Below are 19,408 nucleotides of genomic sequence, written 5' to 3'. Positions count from 1 at the left end.
CCATGGGCACCCGATGGCAGACCGAGCGCAGCGCCGACGATTCCCGCGCCTACATCGAACGGTTCACCGGTCTCGAGGAATCCGGCGCCGACCTGCACGGTGAAGCGCGTTTCGTGGACGTCCTCCTCGCGCGCGGCAGCCGGGTGCTCGACGCCGGGTGCGGCACCGGCAGGGTGGGGGCCGAACTGGCCCGGCGCGGTCACCGGGTGACCGGCGTCGACCTCGATCCCGTGCTGATCGACGAGGCACGCCGCCGCCATCCCGACCTGACCGTGCACCTCACGGACCTGGCGACCCTGGACCTGCCGGGGGAGCCGTTCGACGCGGTCGTCGCCGCCGGCAACGTGATGGTGTTCCTGGAACCGGGCAGCGAACGCACGGTGCTCGCCGCGATCGCCGCGCACCTGCGGCCCGGCGGGGTGTTCGTCGCCGGATTCACCACCGGCAGCGTCTACCGTCCGGAGCAGTTCGCCGCGGACCTCGCCGCCTCCGGGATGGTGCTCGAGCAGCGGTTCGCGACCTGGGATCTGCGCCCCTGGCACGACGCCGCGGACTGGCTCGTCGCCGTCGCACGTCGTGCGGCTGACGGGGCCGGCGCGTGACCACGTAGAATGCTGATTCCGTGAGCCTTACTCTCGGAATCGTCGGACTTCCCAACGTCGGCAAGTCGACGCTGTTCAACGCGCTGACCCAGAACGATGTGCTGGCCGCGAACTACCCGTTCGCCACCATCGAGCCGAACGTCGGCCTGGTCGAGTTGCCCGATCCGCGGCTGAAGAAGCTCGCCGAGATCTTCGGGTCCGAGCGCATCCTGCCCGCCACGGTGTCCTTCGTCGACATCGCCGGCATCGTCAAGGGCGCATCCGAGGGTGCCGGCCTGGGCAACAAGTTCCTCGCCAACATCCGCGAGGCCGACGCCATCTGCCAGGTGGTGCGCGTGTTCTCCGACGACGACGTTGTGCACGTCGACGGCCGCGTCGACCCGGCCTCGGACATCGAGATCATCGAGACCGAACTCGTCCTCGCCGACATGCAGACCCTCGAGAAGGCGCTGCCGCGTCTCGAGAAGGAAGCGAAGAAGAACAAGGACCTCAAGCCCCAGTACGAGGAGGCCGTCAAGGCTCAGGCCTTCCTCGAGGAGGGCAAGACGCTGTTCAGCGTCAAGGACAAGCTCGACTTCGGCCTGCTGCGCGAGCTGCACCTGCTGACCACCAAGCCGTTCCTGTACGTCTTCAACGCCGACGAGGCGGTGCTCACCGACGAGGCGAAGGTCGCCGAGTTGCGCGCATCCGTCGCCCCCGCCGACGCCGTGTTCCTCGACGCGAAGGTCGAGCAGGAATTGCTCGAGCTGGACGAGGAGGACCGGCAGGAGATGCTGGACTCGATCGGCCAGACCGAACCCGGTCTGCATGCCCTGGCCCGCACCGGCTTCCACACCCTCGGTCTGCAGACCTACCTGACGGCCGGCCCGAAGGAAGCTCGCGCCTGGACGATCCACAAGGGCGACACCGCTCCGCAGGCTGCCGGCGTCATCCACACCGACTTCGAGCGGGGCTTCATCAAGGCCGAGATCGTCTCCTTCGACGACCTCGCCGAGGCCGGTTCGATGGCCGCCGCCAAGGCCGCCGGCAAGGTGCGCATGGAGGGCAAGGACTACATCATGCAGGACGGCGACGTCGTGGAGTTCCGCTTCAACGTGTAGGACCCCGACGCGCGCAAGCGCAGACGAGAAAGATAGCCGCGCGATGCATGCCTCGCGCGGCTATCTTTCTCATTTGCGGCTATGCCACCGGTTCACTGGCCGAGTTGCGTCCTTGCGGGACGAGCCTCGTCAGTAGGGGCGGCACACGGTGACGAGAGTCCGATGGGGACGCTCGCGCCGGTGCCCGAATTCCCGAAAGGTGACGACGATGCCTACCTCCCGAGTTCAACTCGCGCTCAACGTCGAAGACGTGACGGCGGCGACCGCGTTCTACTCGACGCTGTTCGGGGTGTCCCCGCACAAGCAGCGCGACGGATACGCCAACTTCGAGATCGAGGATCCTCCGCTGAAGCTGGTGTTGATCGAGAATCCCGGTGCCCAGGAGAGTCTGAACCATATCGGTGTCGAATCGCCGACATCCGAGGACGTCTCCGCCGCGTTGGCGCGGTTCCGGGACGTGGGTCTGACCGCGACGGTGGCCGAACAGGATTTGTGCTGCCATGCGGTGCAGGACAAGGTGTTCGTCGAGGCACCGGACGTGCCCAACGGGTGGTGGGAGTTCTACGCGGTGACCGACGACAGCCCCGCCAACCCCGAGGGTCTGACGACCTCGGCGTGTGAGGTCGCGTGCAACGGGCAGGACAACGCTGAGCAGGACGGCGCCGAGCAGGATGCGTCGGCCGGCAGCGTCTGCTGCGGATGACCTCGGTGGTGTGGGGTGCCGCGGGATTGCGGCGCCCCACGCCGGTGCCCTCCTGTCAGAGCGGGGGATTTCTGTCGAGGGTGAGCTGATTCCGGTGGAAGTCGAAGTGCCGGCCCGGGTAGCGGTAGAGCTGTTCGACGGTCATCGTGTCGGTGAAGAAGGGGTCCCAGCGCACCGGAAACGCCATGCTGCGCTGCATGTTCGTCTCGGGTTCGGTGGCCAGCGAGCGCTGGAGTTTCGCGATCACGCGGTCGCAATGCCTTCCCATCCGGTGGCGGTCGAATACGGACGCGGCCGCGCACGAGCCCCGGTAATTGACCTCGTGGAAAGCCGGTGTCGCCGCGTTCAGGGCGCGCGCGAATCCGCGGCCGACCGGGTCGGGCAGCCGGGAGAACACCCGGACCAGCGGTAGTAGCCGGCGGACGACCATGTAGCCGAACACCATGTGGAACAACAGTTGTTCGTTGGTCCAGCGGGTGCCGTGCGAGCGGCGGTCGAGTTCCTCGGACGAGGCGTGATCGAGGAGTGAGTGCAGGGTGCGGCGGGCACGTTCGAGGTCGGCGGCGATCTCCCGGCGGTCGACCGGTGATTGTTGTTCCGGCATGGCGTGCCTCGGGGCGGGAAGGGGCGGGTCTCATCCGTCGTGACGGAACGTCCGCACCCACCCGAGTTTGGCCGTTGATTCGACGTCTGTCAATATTGATCCATGTCAATGCAAGCAGATCCGAGCGGCGACGCCTGCTGTTCCCCGCTGATGCGGCAGCCCCTCACCTCGGATTGGGCCGCCGACTTGGCCCGGATGTTCAAAGCCCTCGGTGATCCGGTGCGGCTGCGGATGCTCAGCCTGATCGCCAGCCACCAGGGCGGGGAGAGCTGCGTGTGCGATATCAGCCCGGCTTTCGACCTGTCCCAGCCGACCATCTCGCACCACCTGAAGGTGCTGCGCGAAGCCGGGCTGCTCGACTGCGAGCGCCGCGGGACCTGGGTCTACTACCGAGTGATTCCGTCCGTGCTCGAGCAGCTCTCCGCGGTGCTGGCCACCGAATCCGGCGTATTGCCCGGATCGGATTGCGCCCCAAGTGAATTCCCTCAGGAGAACGTCTCGTGACCACGACCACCGAACACCCGGCTGTGGTCGGGAAGATGTCGACCCTCGACCGGTATCTGGCGGTGTGGATCGGCGCCGCCATCGTTGCCGGCCTGATGCTGGGGCGGATGATCCCCGGACTCGGGGAAGCATTGAGCTTCATCGAGATCGACGGGATCTCGCTGCCCATCGCCCTCGGTCTGCTGATCATGATGTACCCGGTGCTGGCGAAGGTGCGCTACGACCGCCTCGACACCGTCACCGGCGACCGCAAACTCCTCGTCGGTTCCCTGCTCCTCAACTGGATCCTCGGCCCGGCGCTCATGTTCGCCCTCGCCTGGCTGATGCTCCCGGATCTACCCGAGTACCGGACCGGCCTGATCATCGTCGGCCTGGCCCGCTGCATCGCGATGGTCGTCATCTGGAACGACCTGGCATGCGGCGACCGCGAAGCTGCCGCCGTGCTGGTGGCGATCAACTCGGTCTTCCAGGTGATCATGTTCGCGGTGCTCGGCTGGTTCTACCTGTCGGTGCTGCCCGGGTGGCTCGGTCTCGAGCAGACCACCCTCGACGTCTCTCCGTGGCAGATCGCCGAGTCGGTGCTGATCTTCCTCGGCATCCCACTGATCGCGGGGTTCCTCACCCGTCACTTCGGTGAGAAGGCCAAGGGCCGGCAGTGGTACGAGGACAAGTTCCTGCCGAAGATCGGGCCGTGGGCCCTGTACGGGCTGTTGTTCACCATCGTGATCCTCTTCGCGCTGCAGGGCGAGCAGATCACCTCGCGGCCGCTGGACGTGGTGCGTATCGCGCTGCCCTTGCTGGCGTACTTCGCGCTGATGTGGGGCGGCGGGTATCTGCTCGGTGCCGCGATCGGACTCGGCTACGAGCGCACCACCACCTTGGCGTTCACCGCGGCGGGCAACAACTTCGAACTGGCCATCGCGGTCGCAATCGGCACGTTCGGGGTGACCTCGGGGCAGGCCTTGGCCGGGGTGGTCGGACCGCTCATCGAGGTGCCGGTCCTCGTCGCCCTGGTCTGTGTCTCGCTCGCACTGCGCAAACGCTTCACCGGCCAGGCTGCCGTCGCCACGAGCTGACGGGACCGGACAGCGCCGTCTCCGTCCGAACTTCCTGCGGAAAGGAATCCCCAGCGTCATGACCACCGACTCCACCACCAGCGGCAACACCCGGCCTTCGGTGCTGTTCGTCTGCGTCCACAACGCCGGCCGCTCCCAGATGGCCGCCGGATTCCTCGCTGCGCTGGCCGGGGACCGGATCGAGGTCCGATCCGCCGGAAGCGCACCCGCCGAGCACGTCAACCCGGCTGCCGTCGCCGCGATGGCCGAAGTGGGCATCGATATCTCGAAGGAGAATCCGAAGGTCCTCACCACCGACGCGGTGCAGGCCTCGGATGTGGTGATCACGATGGGCTGCGGGGACACCTGCCCGGTGTTCCCGGGCAAGTCCTACCGCGACTGGGTGCTCGACGACCCGGCCGGGCAGGGCATCGACGCGGTGCGCCCGATCCGCGACGAGATCCGCGCCAAGGTCGGAGCGCTCATCGCCGAACTGACCGCGCAGCCGTCCCAGCGCTGACTGCAGGATCTTCGATGACGACGAGCGTCGACGTGGTCGTGATCGGCGGCGGCCAGGCGGGCCTGGCCGCCGGCTACTATCTGCGCCGGGCCGGGCACCGCTTCGTGATCCTCGACGACCAGCGGGGTCCGGGTGGAGCCTGGCCGCACATGTGGCCGTCGCTGCGGCTGTTCTCGCCGGCGGAATTCGCTTCCCTGCCGGGCCGGCCGATGCCCCGGTGGCCGGACGGGTTCCCGCCGGCACGTCATGTCGTGGACTATCTCACCGCCTACGAAACCCGCTACGACCTGCCGGTCGAGCGGCCGGTGCGGGTGCACGCGGTCCGGCGTGACGGCCTCGATCTGCTGGTCGACACCGACAGCGGGCAGTGGCGGGCGCGCCGGGTGATCAGTGCCACCGGCACCTGGCAGCGACCGTTCCGGCCGAGCTACCCGGGCGCGAACTTGTTCACCGGACGGCAGTTGCACACCGTCGACTACCGCACCCCGGCCGAGTTCGCCGGGGCGGACGTGGTGATCGTCGGCGGTGGCAACTCCGCCGCTCAACTCGTCGCCGAGATCTCCACCACCGCGACCACCACCTGGGTCACCACCCGGCCACCACGATTTCTGCCCGATGGCGTCGACGGCCGGGCCTTGTTCGAGTTCGCCTCCCGCCGCGCGATCGCCCTGGCCTCCGGCCGGCCCGATCCCGGTGGCATCGCCGCCCTCGGAGACATCGTGATGGTCCCGGACGTCCTCGCAGCGCGCGACCGCGGGGTGCTGACCGCGCTGCCGATGTTCGACCGGCTCACCGTCGACGGCATCGCCTGGGGTGAGCGTAGGCAGCACGCCGACGTCGTGCTGTGGGCCACCGGCTTCCGGCCCGCACTCGCGCATCTGAGACCGCTTCGGCTGCGCGATCACACCGGCACGGTGCCGGTCGCCGGCACCCGTTCCCTGAAGGAACCGCGCCTGCATCTGCTCGGCTACGGCGACTGGACTGGCCCCGGCTCGGCCACGATCCTCGGCGTCGGCCGCACCGCTCGATCTGCCGTCGCCGAACTGGACCTCGACCTCGACAACTGATCTCGGTGAAAGGACTTCGACCGGGCGCACCCCGGCGATCAACGCCTCGCGTCCGAAGTCCTGCTCCCGAGGAGTGCGTCGCCGAGGGCACCGATGTCGGCCACCTGAAAGGCAGCCGACACCGGTATGTGATTCAGCAGCAGGGTTTTTCGGCGGTTGCAGGCTGCGGCTGCTCGTTCTCCTCCGGGGTGCAGGCGGCGGTGCCACAGCACACGCCACCCTCGCCGGCCGGGCTGTCGAGGTGCTGCGGGCTCGTCCCGAAGGTCTCCAAATCGGCGAGGACGGTGTACACCTCCCACTTCTCACCGGCCGGACCGGTGACCCACACCTTGTCCTGCGTGGCGAAACAACAAGTGGTGCCGATCTCCTCGTCGGTGAACAGCCCCTCGCCGGTCAGGCGGGCGATCTCGGCATGCACCTTCTCGCTCGATTCGACCTCCACCCCGAGGTGGTTGATGGTGCCGCCCTTGCCGGGGTTCTCGAGCAACACCAGCTTGAGCGGCGGCTCCGCGATCGCGAAGTTCGCATAGCCCGGCTTGAGCTTGGCCGGTTCGGTACCGAACAGCTTCGAGTAGAACGTGACCGCTTCCTGCAGGTCGTCGACATTGAGGGCGAGTTGGGCGCGGGACATGATGACCTCCACCTCTGAGACATATATCGAAGTATGACGGCTACAGGGTGCGCCACCTTTTCGATATATGTCAAGCTTTTGGGTAGTCTCGAATCATGCCGAAAGCCCTGCCCGTGATCGACGTCAGTGCACCGATCTGCTGCGCTCCGGTGTCGGCCGCGCCGATGAGCGACGACGCTGCCCTCGAGCTCGCACTCCGATTGAAGGCACTGGCCGATCCGGTCCGCATCAAGCTCGTATCCATCCTGCTCACCGCCGACGGCGGCGAGGTGTGTACCTGCGATCTCGCCGCCGGTGTCGACCTGGCCGAATCCACCGTCAGTCATCATCTCGGGCAGCTCCGCAAGGCCGGCATGGTCGAATCCGAACGCCGCGGGATGAACGTCTTCTATCGCGCCCGTACCGAGTCTCTCGACGCACTGCGGATCGTCCTCGATCCGAACTGCTGCCGCTGACGCCCCAACGCTCGGCGGCAGTGCGTCCGGGCAGCGATTGGTTCGTCTGAGCTAGCGGACCCCACGTTCGTGTGGGGGCACCGCCAGCTCGAGAGGAACCAGCGATGACCACCCAACTGTCCGCCCGTCCCGCCGCCGACTCCGCCGGGGGTGTGCGATGACCGCCCCGGCCGTCGTGGTCGAAGACCTCCACGTCGCCTACGGCAAGACGTGGGCGCTCGACGGCGTCGACCTGGAAGCCGCTGCCGGAACCACGGTCGGGGTGCTCGGCCACAACGGCGCCGGCAAGACCACCCTGATCCGCACCCTGACCACCCTGGTGACCCCGACCATCGGACGAGTGCAGGTCGACGGTCTCGACGTCGTCGCCGACGCCACCGCAGTCCGCCGCCGCATCGGGGTGACCGGTCAGTACGCCGGTCTCGACGAATTCCTCACTGCCCGAGAGAATCTGGAGCTGATCGGTCGCCTCACCGGGCTGCGTCGCACCGCCCGCCCCCGGGCGGACGCGCTGATCGAGAGGCTCGGGTTGCACGAGTACGCGACCCGCCGGGTCGGGGAACTGTCCGGGGGATCGCGCCGGCGAATCGACCTGGCCGCCAGCCTCGTCGGCTCCCCGTCGGTGCTGTTCCTGGACGAGCCGACCACCGGCCTGGACCCGATCGCCCGCACCGGGCTGTGGGAGGTCGTCGAGGAACTCACCGCCGCGGGTACCACCGTGGTGCTCACCACCCAGTACCTCGAGGAAGCCGACCGGCTCGCCGACCACATCGTGGTCCTGCGCAGTGGCCGGGTCGCTGCCCGCGGTACCCCGAGCGATCTGAAGCGGATCGTCGGCGGCAAGGTCCTCGCCGCCACCGTCCCGGCCGTTCGAGCAAGCGCGCTGCCGTTCACCCCGGACACCGAACGTCCGGTCGACGGCGGCGCCCGGATCCGGGTGTCGGTCACCGTCGACGACGCTCCTGCCGCCACCGCACTGGTCGCCGACCTGCACCGCTCAGGTATTGAGCTCACCGATCTGGATGTGACATCCCCGAGTCTCGACGACGTCTTCACCCACCTCGCCCACAACACTGGAGCACACCGATGACCACCATCCGCCCGACCGTCTCCCCGTTCGGGAGCCAGGTCGCCGCCCTGACCATACGCAACCTGCGCACCAGCGCCCGCGTCCCGCAATTGCTGATGTTCTCGCTGACCATGCCGATGGCGATGCTGGTGCTGTTCAGCCAGGTGTTCCGCAGCGTCGCGGCCGGAGCGGAGTTTCCGGCCGGAGTCAGCTACATCGACTTCCTCACTCCGGCGATGCTTGCCGTCTCCACCGTGATGGCCGGCACCAACGCCGGGGTGTCCGCGGCGATCGATCACACCAACGGCCTCCACGACCGGTTCGCTGCTCTGCCCATGCGCCCGAGCGTGCCGGGGGTGGCCCGCACCCTCAACGAAGCGATGTTCACCCTGGCTCGGGCGGTGCTGCTCGGGATCGCCGCAGCGGCACTGGGTTTCGAATTCCACGGCACCGCCGCCGACGCCGTCTCCGCGGTGATTGTGCTGGTGGTCCTGGCCGGGGCGATGAGTGCGCTGTTCGGGCTGATCGGGGACCGGCTCCGGCGTCCCGACGTCGTGCAGTTCGCCGGAATGATGGTGATGATGCCTCTGATGTTCGTCTCGAGTGCGTTCGCGCCGCTCGAGACGATGCCCGGCTGGATGCGGGCGATGGCGTCGCTCAACCCGGTCGCGCATGCCACCGACGCCCTGCGCGGGCACGTGCTCGGCACCGCCAGCGGCGGTGACACCGTCACCGCCCTGATCGCGGCGATCGGGTTGTGGGCCGTGGTCATCGCCCTCCCGATCGTGATCCGCCGGATCCGGCCGTCGTCGGCCCGCTGAGCGCCGGGATCCCGCTCTGCGCCGTTCCCGCTCCGGTGGCGGGTACGGGCAGGGCGGTTTCCGGCGTCTCGGCGCCGCCCGACACCGGGCACGGCAGGTACCCCTATCCGTGAAGGGGATAGGGGTACCGCGTTCAGTGGATACGTCCGGGGCGGGCGTCGACAGCGCTCATTCGGCGGTGTCGAGCAGATGCAGTTCCTCCGCCAGGATCAGGTCCACCTCTTCACTGGTCAGACCCGACAACAGATGCGTGGTCAACATCGCTCTCACCTCCTCACCGCGCTTCTACCGGTACGTCGAATCGGGGAACCCGATATCGACATCGACACCTCTACAGACGAGACCCATGTGAATCGGACGCAGCGCCTGCCTCGCTGCAGCCGCGCAGGGTTGCGTCCGACAGCCCTTTAGATCGTCCGTCTCGACGAGACGGCAACCGTCCGGGGCTCGCGGAAGCGCCGCGCGGCGAGGATGCTGGAGACGGAGAGGAATCAGAGATCATGGGCGAGACGACGGACCCCACTGCGACAACACTGCAACCGGCACCGGGCGATCTCGAGCAACTGTGGCGGGACTTCTCGGGTGACCTGCGGGCATTCATCGCCCGCCGGGTCTCGACCCCGGAGGACGCCGACGACATCCTGTCGATCGCCTTCCTGCGGATGGCCCGGAGTCTCGACGGTCTGCGCGATCAGGATCGGCTGCTGGGGTGGATGTATTCGATCACCCGCAACGCGATCACGGACTACTACCGGTCCGCGGCTCATCGCCGGGAACTGCCTGTCGACGCCGTCCCGGACAACCAGTTGCCGGACGGTTCCGAGACCGATGAGGCGGTCCAGAAGGAACTCGCCGCGTGCCTGGTGCCGATGCTCTCGGGTCTGCCCGCCGAACAGGCCGAGGCGGTGAAGATGGTCGATCTCGACGCCCGCACGCATGCCGCAGCCGCCGACGAGGCCGGAATCTCCGTCTCCGGCATGAAATCTCGCGTCCAGCGAGGCCGCGCCCACCTCCGGCAGCGGTTGCAGGCCTGCTGCCGGATCAGCCAGGACCGCACCGGTCATGTGCACGACTACCAACCGCGTAGCGGCGGCGCCTGCGCCTGCGGTGCCACACAGCCCGCGTCGGACCGGTGAATCGGTCGGCCGGCAGACGACGGGCAAGACCATCCTGGTTCCGTAGGCGCGGCCCCGATCACGGTCGCTCGTTGCGGGCGGCCTTCTCGACGATGCCGGCGATCCGCCTGGTCTTGGTCGCCGGCTGCTTCGCGAATGCGATCTGGCTGAGCGCGAATTTGCGGACGCTCGGCGGCCACGCGTCCCAGTTGGTGCGCGCCCGAGGGTCGGCGTCGAGGGCTGCGGTGAGTTCCGGAGATTCGACGAGTGCCTCGGCGTCGTCGAGCAGCGTCCACAGACCGCGTTGCTTGGCGTCGTCGACGACGGCCTGCCCGGGCGGCTGCATTCGTCCCTCGGCGATCAGTTCGGTCACGCGAGCCTTGTTGGACGCGGCCCACGCGCTGTTGCGCGCGCGTCGGGTGAACCACATGCCACGGCGGTGCTCGTCGATGATCCGGGTGTGCCCGTCTACCCACCCCCAGCACAGTGCTTCCCGCACGACCTGCTCGTAGTCGAGGGGAGTGTTACCGGACTCCTTGCGCCAGAACACGATCCAGACGCCGGGGGGCCGGTCGTGGTTGTCCCGCAGCCACGCGTGCCACTCGTCGAGGGACTCGAGGTGCAGGTGTTCTGCGTTCGGGTCGGCCATGCGGACCAGGCTAGGGCCTGCGGTCGCGCAACGGCCGGTCTCGGCGCAAGAGGGGCGAGTTGCCGGTCCGGATGGAGCACGCGGCTACGTGGTCACCCCCGAAGTGACGAGGTCGGGATCGGAATCTCCGTCCGGAGCGCGGCCGGCGCTGCCGATCTCTCGCCGACCGGCAGTCCAAGCGGCCCACAGACGGTGGTAGATCCCGCCGGCGGCGAGCAACTGGTCGTGGGTGCCCTGCTCCACGACCTGACCCGCGTCCATGACGAGAATGTTGTCGGCACGCGAGGCCTGGTCCAGGCGGTGCGCCACCACCAGGGCCGAACGATTACGGGTCACCACATCAGCGGCATCCTCCAACGCCCCCGCCCCCGCCGAGCCGGCTTCGGCAGTCGCCTCGTCCATGATGACGATGGCCGGGTCGAGAAGTAGAACGCGAGCCAGCGCCAGCTGCTGCGCGGCGACCGGCTCCAGCTGGATGCCACGCGCGCCGACCACCGTGTCCAGCCCCTGCGGAAGCCGGTCGAACCATGAGCGGGCATGTACCAGATCGAGTACCGAACGGAGCTCTCCATCGGTGGCATCGGGCTTGGCGAGGGTCATGTCCTGGCGCAGGGTTCCGGAGAAGACATGCACCTCCTGGCTGACCATGGCGAGACGCGCGACGCGCTCACGGTCGGACAGTGACGACACGGGGTGTCCGTCGACGAGCACCTCGCCTTCGTCGGGTATGTGCAGTCCCGCCAGCAGCGCTGCCACCGTTGTCTTTCCGGCCCCTGACGCGCCCACGATGGCGACGGTCTCGCCCGGGGTGATGGTCAGGTTGATGTTGCGGACGGCCCAGGGGCCGCCGTAGCTGAAGCTGACGTTGCGCAGCTCGACGTGCCCTCGGGGAGCATCTGCGCCGCTGTCGGGCACCGGCACCGGCGGATCGGAGACCACGCCCACGATTCGTGCCAACGATGCGTACCCGGACTGCACGACGTCGAGCACGCGCATGAACGTGTTCAAAGGACCACGCAATCGGATGATCATGAGCACCGCCCCGGTCACGGCGCCCACGGTGAGGGCGCCGGTGGACACCAGCCGGTAACCCACCGACAGCGCGATCGTCAGCATGAGGAACTCGGCACCGAGCATCCAGACGTTGAGGACGAGCATGGTGCTGCGAGCCCTGATGCCCTTGCGGACCACATCCCACGAGGCGTTCTCGATTTCGGTGTGGACGCGGTTTTCCATCGAGAACGCACGCACCGTCGCGCGACCGCGGATGGACTCCAGGACGCGACGGGCACGCTCGGCCATGGCGGCGCGCTCGGCGGCATAGCGCTCGGGGGCCTTGGCGAGGTAGCGGCGCGCGGCGATGTAGTACACCGGCGCGACGATCACCGGGATGATCAGGAACTGCCAGTCCAGCGCGAACAGGGCCGTGACGGTGGCAATGACAGTGAACAGTGAGGTGGACAGCGTCGGCACGGTCTCCGTGACGGCGGCGGACAGCTCGGCGACGTCATCGGTGGAACGGCTGACCAGATCGCCTGCGCCTGCATCCTCGACTCGGTGGGTGGGCAGTCCCAGAGCGGTGCCGACCATGTCCTGGCGCAGGTTCGCGATCACGCGCTCGGACAGCCGTGACACCAGATAGAAGCCGCAGGCATTCACGACCGCGCCGGCGATCGCGGCGGAAATCAGACCTGCGCCGATCAGCCACAGCGATCCCTGGGTGTGGTCCGTCACCAGGTCCACGATCCGGCCCATCAGCTGCGGCACCAGCACACCGGCGTACGCGCCGAGGACGAGCAGTACCAGGGCGAGCAGGAACAACAGCTTCGCATGGCGGACTTGGCCCAGCTGACGCGCGACCTCGCGCCGCACCTGCGTCAGCGTGGCCAGGGGGAACCGAAGGGCGGTGTCGGTCTTGACGGGTGGGCTCGCGTTCGTCGACGGATTCATCGGGCGGCCCCCGCCAGCAGCTCCTCCGCCGTCGCCTTCAGCTCCGCCACGCTCGAGTGGTTGGCCGCCACGGCGTTCCAGGCCGGGGCCTCGCTGAACACGAGCGTGATCTTGCCTGCCCGGTGCCGGGACACCCGCTCGGCGAGGTTCTGCTCCGTCACCGAGTCCACCGCGGTGGTCGGATCCTGCAGCACGAGGACCTCGGGGTCGAAGGCGATGGCGCGTGCCAGGGCCACGCGTTGCCGCTGACCGCCGGACAGCATGCGTCCGTTCTCGCCGACGCGCTTGTCGGGGCCCTCGGGGATGTCGTCGCAGCAGGCGACGCGGAGTGCTTCCTCGGCGGTGGCCCGGTCGGGGTGGACGTTGTCGGCGACGCTGCCGTCGAACAGGTCAGCCGCGTGCGGGACGACGATCACCCTGGTCCGGGGTAGCGACTCCAGCTGGGAGATCAGCTCGTGGTCGGTGCCGCGCACGACAGTGAGACCGGTCGGCAGGGCCTCCAGGAAGTTGGCGGTCCTGGCTTCGTCGATTTCAGTGGTGTGTTCGAAGTCTGCCCCGAGAACCTCGCGGATACGCCGTCCGGATGCCTCGGCCGAGGCCCATCGCGAGGCGAGGTTCCTGCCGAACATGGTCATCGGAGTGATGAGGAACTGCGTCAGGCCGACGACGGTGATGAGGTCGCCGATGGTCATGTGCCCGTTGAGTGCGAACGCGCCGGCGGTGATGCCGAGGGCGGAGACGAAGATCGCGCCGGTGGCCTCTGTGGCCCCGTTGAGGCGCGCCTCGGCGGCATTGGCGTGAATGGTCTTGTGATAGGCGATGTCCGAGACCTCGGCATAGCGAACCCGGACGGTGACGATCGCGCCCAGGCCTTTCAGGATGCGCAGTCCCTGCACCACATCCGCGGCGGTCGCCGCGGCCTGAGCAATCGCATGCTGACGTGCGACCGAACGACTCTGCAGCGGGCGGGCCACCCGGAGGGCCACGATCGCCAGGAGCGGACCGCCGATGAGGGTGGCCAGGCTCAGCCAGGGACTGATGGTGAACATCATGGTGGCGCCGTAGACGATGGCCGCCGCCTCGGCTACAGGCATGACCGTCATCATCACGATCTCGCCGACCCGGCTGGTGTCGGACGATGCGATCGACAGCAAGCCGCCTGCGGTGCGCTCGCGGCCGGCGAACCCACGTGGATCCTGGATGCGGTCGGTGACCATGGTGCGCAGATCATGGCTGACCAGCTGCTGACTGCGGATCAACATGAAGCGCGCGATCCAGTTCGCGACGATGGCGAGCACGAAAAGACAACCCAGAACCAGGATCCAGAATCCCAGTCGGCCGGCAGACGAGGTGGCGATGGCCTCATCCACGGCCCTGCCCACGACGACGGGCGTCAGGCCGTTGCAGATGAAAGCGACCGCCATGCCGACCGAGGCGACGAAGCTCCACGGACGCTGCGAGAGCGCGACCTTCAGCGTCCACTGCCGTGCGTCGAGCGCAGGCATCTTGGACTGTTGCCCGCCAGGTCCGGGAAGCGCCGAATAGTCGACGATACTTTCCTGTCCGTGAGCTTGAGGGATGACGAGCACGAGCGAAAATGTTACACGTGCGAACTACCGCGGCCCGGCTGTCGTGTCGCGGTGGTCTGTCTCCGGTTTCACGCATCAGCGGCAGGGACCGAGAGTCCGAAGGGACTGCCCTCACTTCGAGTGGGGCAGTCCCCTACGGGGCCGGGTCCGAAACGGGTCGTCCCCAGCTCTAGGAGATCTGTGGTTCCCGTGTTCGCCTGCACTCCCCATCGAACCGGAAAGTGTCCCTCATCCGGACACTTCCCTCCACCACGCCGACACCCGCGCGCATCGGTCGTGCGGGACGAACACCGAAACCCCAGGTTGGGGCGTATATCACTCAAGGTGTCCGCAAGTGACACACTTCACACGATGTCTGCAGCCCCAGGATTTCCTCATCCGAATCGCAACACCGCATTGGACCGAGGACACCATGGACAGACTGATCAACATCGACAATGGCGGTACCCTCACCGACATCTGCGCGTGGGACGGCCACGACTTCAGCTTCACCAAGACCCTCACCACCCCGTTCGACCTGTCGCAGTGCCTGTTCGACGGTCTCACCAAAGTGTCGCGGGAGATCTACGGCACGGAGAATCTGCCCGAGCTGCTGCACTCGACCGCACACATCCGCTACTCGACAACGCAGGGTACGAACGCGCTCGTGGAGCGGAAGGGTCCGAGTGTCGGCATCCTCACCGACTCGGCCGGCACGGTGGACGAGCTCAGGCGCACCCCCGAGCAGCGCGCGCTGTTCGACGACCTCGTCGGCAGCCGCGTCGCGGTGATCGACAGCGCCGCCGACGACCTCGACAGCGAACTGGTCGCCAAGGTCAACCGGCTCATCACCGACGGCGCGGCCCGCATCGTCGTCGCGGTCGGTGACACCAACGACGGCCGCGAACGCGAGATCCGCAGGGTCCTGCTGCGCAAGTTCCCGCGCCACCTGCTCGGGTCGGTGCCGTTCCTGTACTCGTGGGACTTCAGCACCGATCGCACCGCGTCCCGGCGCATCTGGTCGGCCGTGATCAACACCTTCCTGCACCCGACGATCGAACGGTTCCTGTACAACACCGAGCATCGTCTGCGCGACCATCGCGTCCGCAACCCACTGCTGATCTACCGCAACGACGGGGCCTCGTCGCGCGTGGCGAAATCGGTTGCGCTCAAGACCTACTCGTCGGGACCGCGAGGCGGCTTGGAAGGCACCCGGGCGCTGGCCGAAGTCTACGGCCTCAAGCACGTCCTCATGATCGACGTCGGCGGCACGACCACCGACATCGGCACGGTCACCGGCGGCGAGATCCTCACGGACCGACGAGGTTCCATCGCCGGGATCCCCATCTCCTTCCCGATGTCCAACGTCGAGTCCGCAGGCATCGGCGGCAGCTCCGTCATCGCCGTCACCGACGGTGTCATCACGGTCGGCCCCGAGAGCGTCGGCGCAGCACCGGGACCGGCCTGCTTCGGTTTCGGTGGTACCGCCGCCACCATCACCGACGTCAATCTGCTGCTCGGGGTACTCGATCCGTCCACCTACCTCGACGGCGGCTTCACCCTCGATGCGGACCGGGCCCGCGCGGTCGTCCGCGAGACCGTCGCCGAGCCGCTCGGCCTCACCCTCGACGAGGCGCTGATCGCGATGGAGCAGGCCTACTTCACAGCCATGGGGAGTGCCATCGCCCCGGCAGTCCAGGATGCCGACGAGACCACGATCGCCGCGTTCGGCGGTGCCGGTCCGATGAGTGCGTGTGGTGCTGCCCGGGACGCCGGTGTCCGCACCGTCCTGATCCCCAAGCTCGCCGCCGTCTTCTCGGCGTTCGGGATCGGATTCTCCGACATCGGGCAGAGCTACGAGACCGACCTCGTGGACACGAGCGACGCGACACTCGCCGATGCCACCGCCGACCTGCTCGCCAAGGCCGAACGCGACATGTTCCAGGAGGGTCATTCCCTCGACGAGTGCACTCTGTCGTGGACGGTTGCCTCGGAGGACGAGCACGGCGTCACCGTCGACGAAACCGCCTACCGGCCCGGCGAGCCGGTGGAACTCATGGCCGGTGCCTCCAGGGCGCTGACCCTCGTCGTCACGCGCCGAATGAATCGAATCGCCCTGCCCGACAGCTCGTTCGCCGAACCCTGCGACCCGCAGGCGACCGGTGTCCGCACCGTGCTCGGTGCCGCGGGACGCGCCGAGGTGCCGGTGTACACGCTCACCGAGCAGCAGCCGGGTGCGACCGCCGAGGGACCTGCCATCGTCGAAGGCCCCTTCTTCACCGCCCGGGTGCAGGACGGCTGGACTTTCCACGTCACCGCCGGCGGCGACCTGCTGCTCACCGACACCCACTGACCGACAGGCGCGACGCCTGCTCCCACCGCTTCGAAGGATGCACGACATGCGAATTCCCATGACCGAATACCTGGTCATCGATCTCGACACCGAACTGTGGCTGTGCCGGGTGTGCCAACACGAATTCGGCAGCGCCCGTGGCAATTACAAGGAAGGAACCCTCGTCTACGACCGCGATCCGCGCGAGATCCATCAGCCGATCATCGACCCGGACCGCTACGAGTTCACATTCTCACCGGACCCGAACTACTGCCGGATCCTCGAGTACTACTGCCCGGGTTGCGGAACCCAGATCGAGACCGAGTACGTCCCGCCGGGCCATCCGCCGACCGTCGACATGGAGTGGGACATCGACGCCCTGCGTGCCCAGTGGCTCGAACGCGGCACCGATCCGGAAGAGGTCATCACCTACGGACCGGGGCAGGACGCCGAAGGCGAGTTCGAAGGCCGCCGCCACCAGCACTGAACATCTTCGATCGCAAGGAATCCGATACCATGAAACGCATCTCCGTCGACATCGGCGGCACCTTCACCGACTGCTTCTTCGCCTGGGACGACAAGTACGTCGAGGCCAAGGCCCTCACCACCCACCACAACCTCGCGCAGGGCTTCAACGAGGCCCTCGACCTTGCCTGCCGACGGGCCAACCTCGACCGCGACGACGTGCTGTCCGAGGTGGATTCGGTACGGTACGCCACCACTCTCGGTACCAATGCGCTCATCGAGCGCAAGGGGCCCCGCGTCGGTGCCATCGTCACCCACGGCTTCGAGGACACCATCCCGCTCTCGCGCGGCCGTGGCTACGGTGAGGGTCTGGACCCGTCGATGCAGCAGAATCTGCCCGCTGCCGAGCGTCCCGAACCACTGGTGCACCGCAGCCTGATCCGCTCGGTGAAGGAGCGCGTCAACTCCGCCGGCAAAATCGTCATCCCGCTCGTCGAACAGAACGTGCGCGAGATGGTGCGCGAACTCGTCGATGCCGGCGTCCAGGCGCTGGTGGTGTCGCTGGTCAACTCGACCGAGAATCCGGCGCACGAGCTGCGGATCATGGAGATCATCCAGGAGGAGTACCCCGAGCATCAGCTCGGCGCCATCCCGGTGCTGCTCGGCCATCAGGTGTCCGGCCGCAAGGGCGAGTACGTGCGGGCCACCTCCACCATCGTCGACGGCTTCCTGCACGACATCATGTTCCACGCGATGAGCCAGCTGGCGAACAACCTGCGCGATTCCGGCTACGACAAGCCGATGCTCATCATCCACAACTCCGGCGGCATGGCACAGATGAACTCGACCGATGCTCTGCAGACCATCCACTCGGGACCTGTCGCGGGAGTCAGTGCCGCAGAGCATCTTTCGGAGTCATCGGGCATCGGCAACATCATCACCACCGACATGGGCGGCACCTCCTTCGACATCGGCCTGGTGCCCGCCGGTGGGGTCAAGCACTACGACTTCCAACCCACCATCGACCGGTGGCTGGTCTCGGTACCCATGATTCACCTCGAAACCCTCGGCGCCGGAGGCGGTTCCATCGCCAGCTACGACCGCATCCACCAGTCCGTGCGGCTCGGACCCGAGTCCGCGGGATCGGACCCCGGCCCGGCGTGCTACGACCGCGGCGGACTGCGCCCGACGGTGACCGACGCCGATCTGCTGCTCGGCTACCTCGACCCCGACAACTACGCGAACGGTTTCATCAAGCTCAACCCCAGGCGCGCGGTGTTCGCCATCGAGGAAAACCTCTGTGACGAACTGGATCTCGACGTCATCGACGTGGCCAAGGTCATCAAGAGTTCCGTCGACGAGCAGATGGCGATCGGCATCGCCAAGGAACTGCGGGTGCGCGGTTACCTGCCCGAGGACTTCACGATGCTCGCCTACGGCGGCAACGGCCCGCTGCACGCGTGCGGCATCGCCGACCACGCCGGTATCCGCCGGATCCTCGCGCCGCCGTTCTCGTCGGTGTTCTCCGCGTGCGGCGCCGGCAACATGAAGCAGCTGCACATCCACGAACGGGGCGTGCACGTGGTGCTCTACAACGCAACCACGCGAGCACTCTACGACCGTTACGAGGAGTTCAACGACATCGTGGCTGCCCTGGAAGCGAAGGGTGCGGAGGATCTGCGTCGGCAGGGCATCACCGACGACGTGATCGAGCATCGCCTCGAAATGGACCTGCGGTACGGCAACCAGCTGGTGACGACCGCGGTGTCCTTCGACATCAACCGGATTCACGGGGTCGGGGACGTCCTGCACCTGATCCGCACCTTCTCCGACATCTACTCGCAACGGTACGGGGAGGGGTCGGCCGCACCCGAGGCGGGGATCCGTGTGCAGACCATCCGTGTCGCGTCGTACGTCAACGGCGACACGGTGGAATTCGACTCGCTGCATCATGGCGGGGAACGAACGCTGCCTGTCCCGATCGGACATCGGGACGCGCACTTCGTCGGGCACCCGCGGGCGATCAGCACCGCGGTCTACGACGCGAAGGCCCTCGATGCCCGGCATGTGATCCCCGGCCCGGCGATCGTCACCACCGAGAACACGACCTATCTCGTCGAGCCGGGCTGGCGCCTCGAACCCTCCCCGCAGGGCGCCGTCTGGTTCCTCAAGGACTAGCGCAGAAACACCAGGAGACA

19 protein-coding genes are annotated in these 19,408 nt (G+C 67.5%); 14 read left to right on the top strand and 5 right to left on the bottom strand.

The features are described 5' to 3' along the window. Positions 1-2: 2 nt before the first annotated feature. From ACWDTS_RS01145 to ACWDTS_RS01135, 3 genes are all read left to right on the top strand, one after another. Positions 3-602, top strand: coding sequence for a class I SAM-dependent methyltransferase (locus ACWDTS_RS01145; protein ID WP_197257910.1), 600 nt, complete (start codon positions 3-5; stop codon positions 600-602). 20 nt (positions 603-622) lie between these two features. Next, positions 623-1,702: a redox-regulated ATPase YchF gene (ychF, locus tag ACWDTS_RS01140; protein WP_197257912.1), complete on the top strand. Its 1,080-nt coding sequence runs from the start codon at positions 623-625 to the stop codon at positions 1,700-1,702. A 208-nt stretch (positions 1,703-1,910) separates the two neighbouring features. Continuing rightward, positions 1,911-2,405 (top strand): ArsI/CadI family heavy metal resistance metalloenzyme, encoded by a 495-nt coding sequence (locus tag ACWDTS_RS01135; protein WP_248673862.1) that lies wholly within the window; start codon positions 1,911-1,913, stop codon positions 2,403-2,405. Positions 2,406-2,460: 55 nt separating this feature from the next. On the opposite strand, the gene ACWDTS_RS01130 is transcribed toward ACWDTS_RS01135, so the two are convergent. Beyond that, positions 2,461-3,009: a DinB family protein gene (locus ACWDTS_RS01130; protein ID WP_450117380.1), complete on the bottom strand. Its 549-nt coding sequence runs from the start codon at positions 3,007-3,009 to the stop codon at positions 2,461-2,463. Positions 3,010-3,111: 102 nt separating this feature from the next. Between ACWDTS_RS01130 and ACWDTS_RS01125 the strand changes: the two genes are divergently transcribed. From ACWDTS_RS01125 to ACWDTS_RS01110, 4 genes are read left to right on the top strand one after another with little or no spacing between them, the layout of a single operon-like run. Then, entirely contained in the window at positions 3,112-3,513 is a 402-nt protein-coding gene (locus ACWDTS_RS01125; RefSeq protein ID WP_450117379.1) for an ArsR/SmtB family transcription factor, read from the top strand. Continuing rightward, complete coding sequence (gene arsB, locus ACWDTS_RS01120) at positions 3,510-4,589, top strand: ACR3 family arsenite efflux transporter (protein WP_450117378.1); 1,080 nt, start codon at positions 3,510-3,512, stop codon at positions 4,587-4,589. The genes ACWDTS_RS01125 and arsB overlap by 4 nt, the downstream gene beginning before the upstream one ends. A 58-nt stretch (positions 4,590-4,647) precedes the next feature. Continuing rightward, on the top strand, positions 4,648-5,088 hold the full coding sequence (locus ACWDTS_RS01115; protein ID WP_197257920.1) for an arsenate reductase ArsC: 441 nt from the start codon (positions 4,648-4,650) through the stop codon (positions 5,086-5,088). Between the two features lie 14 nt (positions 5,089-5,102). Beyond that, the gene (locus tag ACWDTS_RS01110; protein WP_197257922.1) at positions 5,103-6,155 is read left to right on the top strand and encodes an ArsO family NAD(P)H-dependent flavin-containing monooxygenase; all 1,053 of its coding nucleotides are present in this window, start codon (positions 5,103-5,105) and stop codon (positions 6,153-6,155) included. A gap of 133 nt (positions 6,156-6,288) precedes the next feature. On the opposite strand, the gene ACWDTS_RS01105 is transcribed toward ACWDTS_RS01110, so the two are convergent. Continuing rightward, positions 6,289-6,786, bottom strand: coding sequence for an ArsI/CadI family heavy metal resistance metalloenzyme (locus tag ACWDTS_RS01105; protein WP_450117377.1), 498 nt, complete (start codon positions 6,784-6,786; stop codon positions 6,289-6,291). A gap of 95 nt (positions 6,787-6,881) precedes the next feature. Between ACWDTS_RS01105 and ACWDTS_RS01100 the strand changes: the two genes are divergently transcribed. The 4 genes from ACWDTS_RS01100 (at position 6,882) to ACWDTS_RS01085 (ending at position 10,267) form a co-directional block, all read left to right on the top strand. Continuing rightward, positions 6,882-7,241, top strand: a complete 360-nt coding sequence (locus ACWDTS_RS01100) for an Rv2640c family ArsR-like transcriptional regulator (RefSeq protein WP_197257926.1) — start codon at positions 6,882-6,884, stop codon at positions 7,239-7,241. 157 nt (positions 7,242-7,398) lie between these two features. Further along, positions 7,399-8,331 carry an ATP-binding cassette domain-containing protein gene (locus ACWDTS_RS01095; protein WP_248673864.1) on the top strand — a complete coding sequence of 311 codons (933 nt, stop codon included), beginning with the start codon at positions 7,399-7,401 and terminating at the stop codon, positions 8,329-8,331. Beyond that, a complete protein-coding gene (locus ACWDTS_RS01090) occupies positions 8,328-9,131 on the top strand; it encodes an ABC transporter permease (RefSeq protein WP_450117376.1) in 804 nt (267 codons plus the stop codon). Before ACWDTS_RS01095 ends, ACWDTS_RS01090 begins: the two co-directional genes overlap by 4 nt. Positions 9,132-9,631: 500 nt before the next feature. Further along, entirely contained in the window at positions 9,632-10,267 is a 636-nt protein-coding gene (locus ACWDTS_RS01085; RefSeq protein ID WP_450117375.1) for a sigma-70 family RNA polymerase sigma factor, read from the top strand. Positions 10,268-10,325: 58 nt separating this feature from the next. Here the strand turns inward: ACWDTS_RS01085 and ACWDTS_RS01080 are convergent, their stop codons facing one another. From ACWDTS_RS01080 to ACWDTS_RS01070, 3 genes are all read right to left on the bottom strand, one after another. Further along, complete coding sequence (locus ACWDTS_RS01080) at positions 10,326-10,895, bottom strand: YdeI/OmpD-associated family protein (RefSeq protein ID WP_197257932.1); 570 nt, start codon at positions 10,893-10,895, stop codon at positions 10,326-10,328. An 84-nt stretch (positions 10,896-10,979) separates the two neighbouring features. Then, positions 10,980-12,845 (bottom strand): ABC transporter ATP-binding protein, encoded by a 1,866-nt coding sequence (locus ACWDTS_RS01075; protein WP_450108221.1) that lies wholly within the window; start codon positions 12,843-12,845, stop codon positions 10,980-10,982. Continuing rightward, complete coding sequence (locus ACWDTS_RS01070; protein ID WP_450108220.1) at positions 12,842-14,350, bottom strand: ABC transporter transmembrane domain-containing protein; 1,509 nt, start codon at positions 14,348-14,350, stop codon at positions 12,842-12,844. Before ACWDTS_RS01070 ends, ACWDTS_RS01075 begins: the two co-directional genes overlap by 4 nt. A gap of 496 nt (positions 14,351-14,846) precedes the next feature. On the opposite strand from ACWDTS_RS01070, the gene ACWDTS_RS01065 reads away from it, so the two are divergent. Genes ACWDTS_RS01065 through ACWDTS_RS01055 form a run of 3 tightly spaced genes read left to right on the top strand, consistent with a single transcriptional unit; the run spans position 14,847 to position 19,388 of the window. After that, a complete protein-coding gene (locus ACWDTS_RS01065; protein WP_450117374.1) occupies positions 14,847-16,766 on the top strand; it encodes a hydantoinase/oxoprolinase family protein in 1,920 nt (639 codons plus the stop codon). 46 nt (positions 16,767-16,812) lie between these two features. After that, the gene (locus tag ACWDTS_RS01060; RefSeq protein ID WP_197257938.1) at positions 16,813-17,232 is read left to right on the top strand and encodes an acetone carboxylase subunit gamma; all 420 of its coding nucleotides are present in this window, start codon (positions 16,813-16,815) and stop codon (positions 17,230-17,232) included. A gap of 29 nt (positions 17,233-17,261) precedes the next feature. Then, positions 17,262-19,388, top strand: coding sequence for a hydantoinase/oxoprolinase family protein (locus ACWDTS_RS01055; protein ID WP_450117373.1), 2,127 nt, complete (start codon positions 17,262-17,264; stop codon positions 19,386-19,388). The last annotated feature ends 20 nt before the right edge of the window (positions 19,389-19,408 follow it).

Source organism: Rhodococcus sp. NPDC003383 (genome assembly GCF_053589115.1).
Note: the sequence above shows the minus strand (reverse complement) of the source record. Positions and strands in the feature narration are given on the sequence as shown.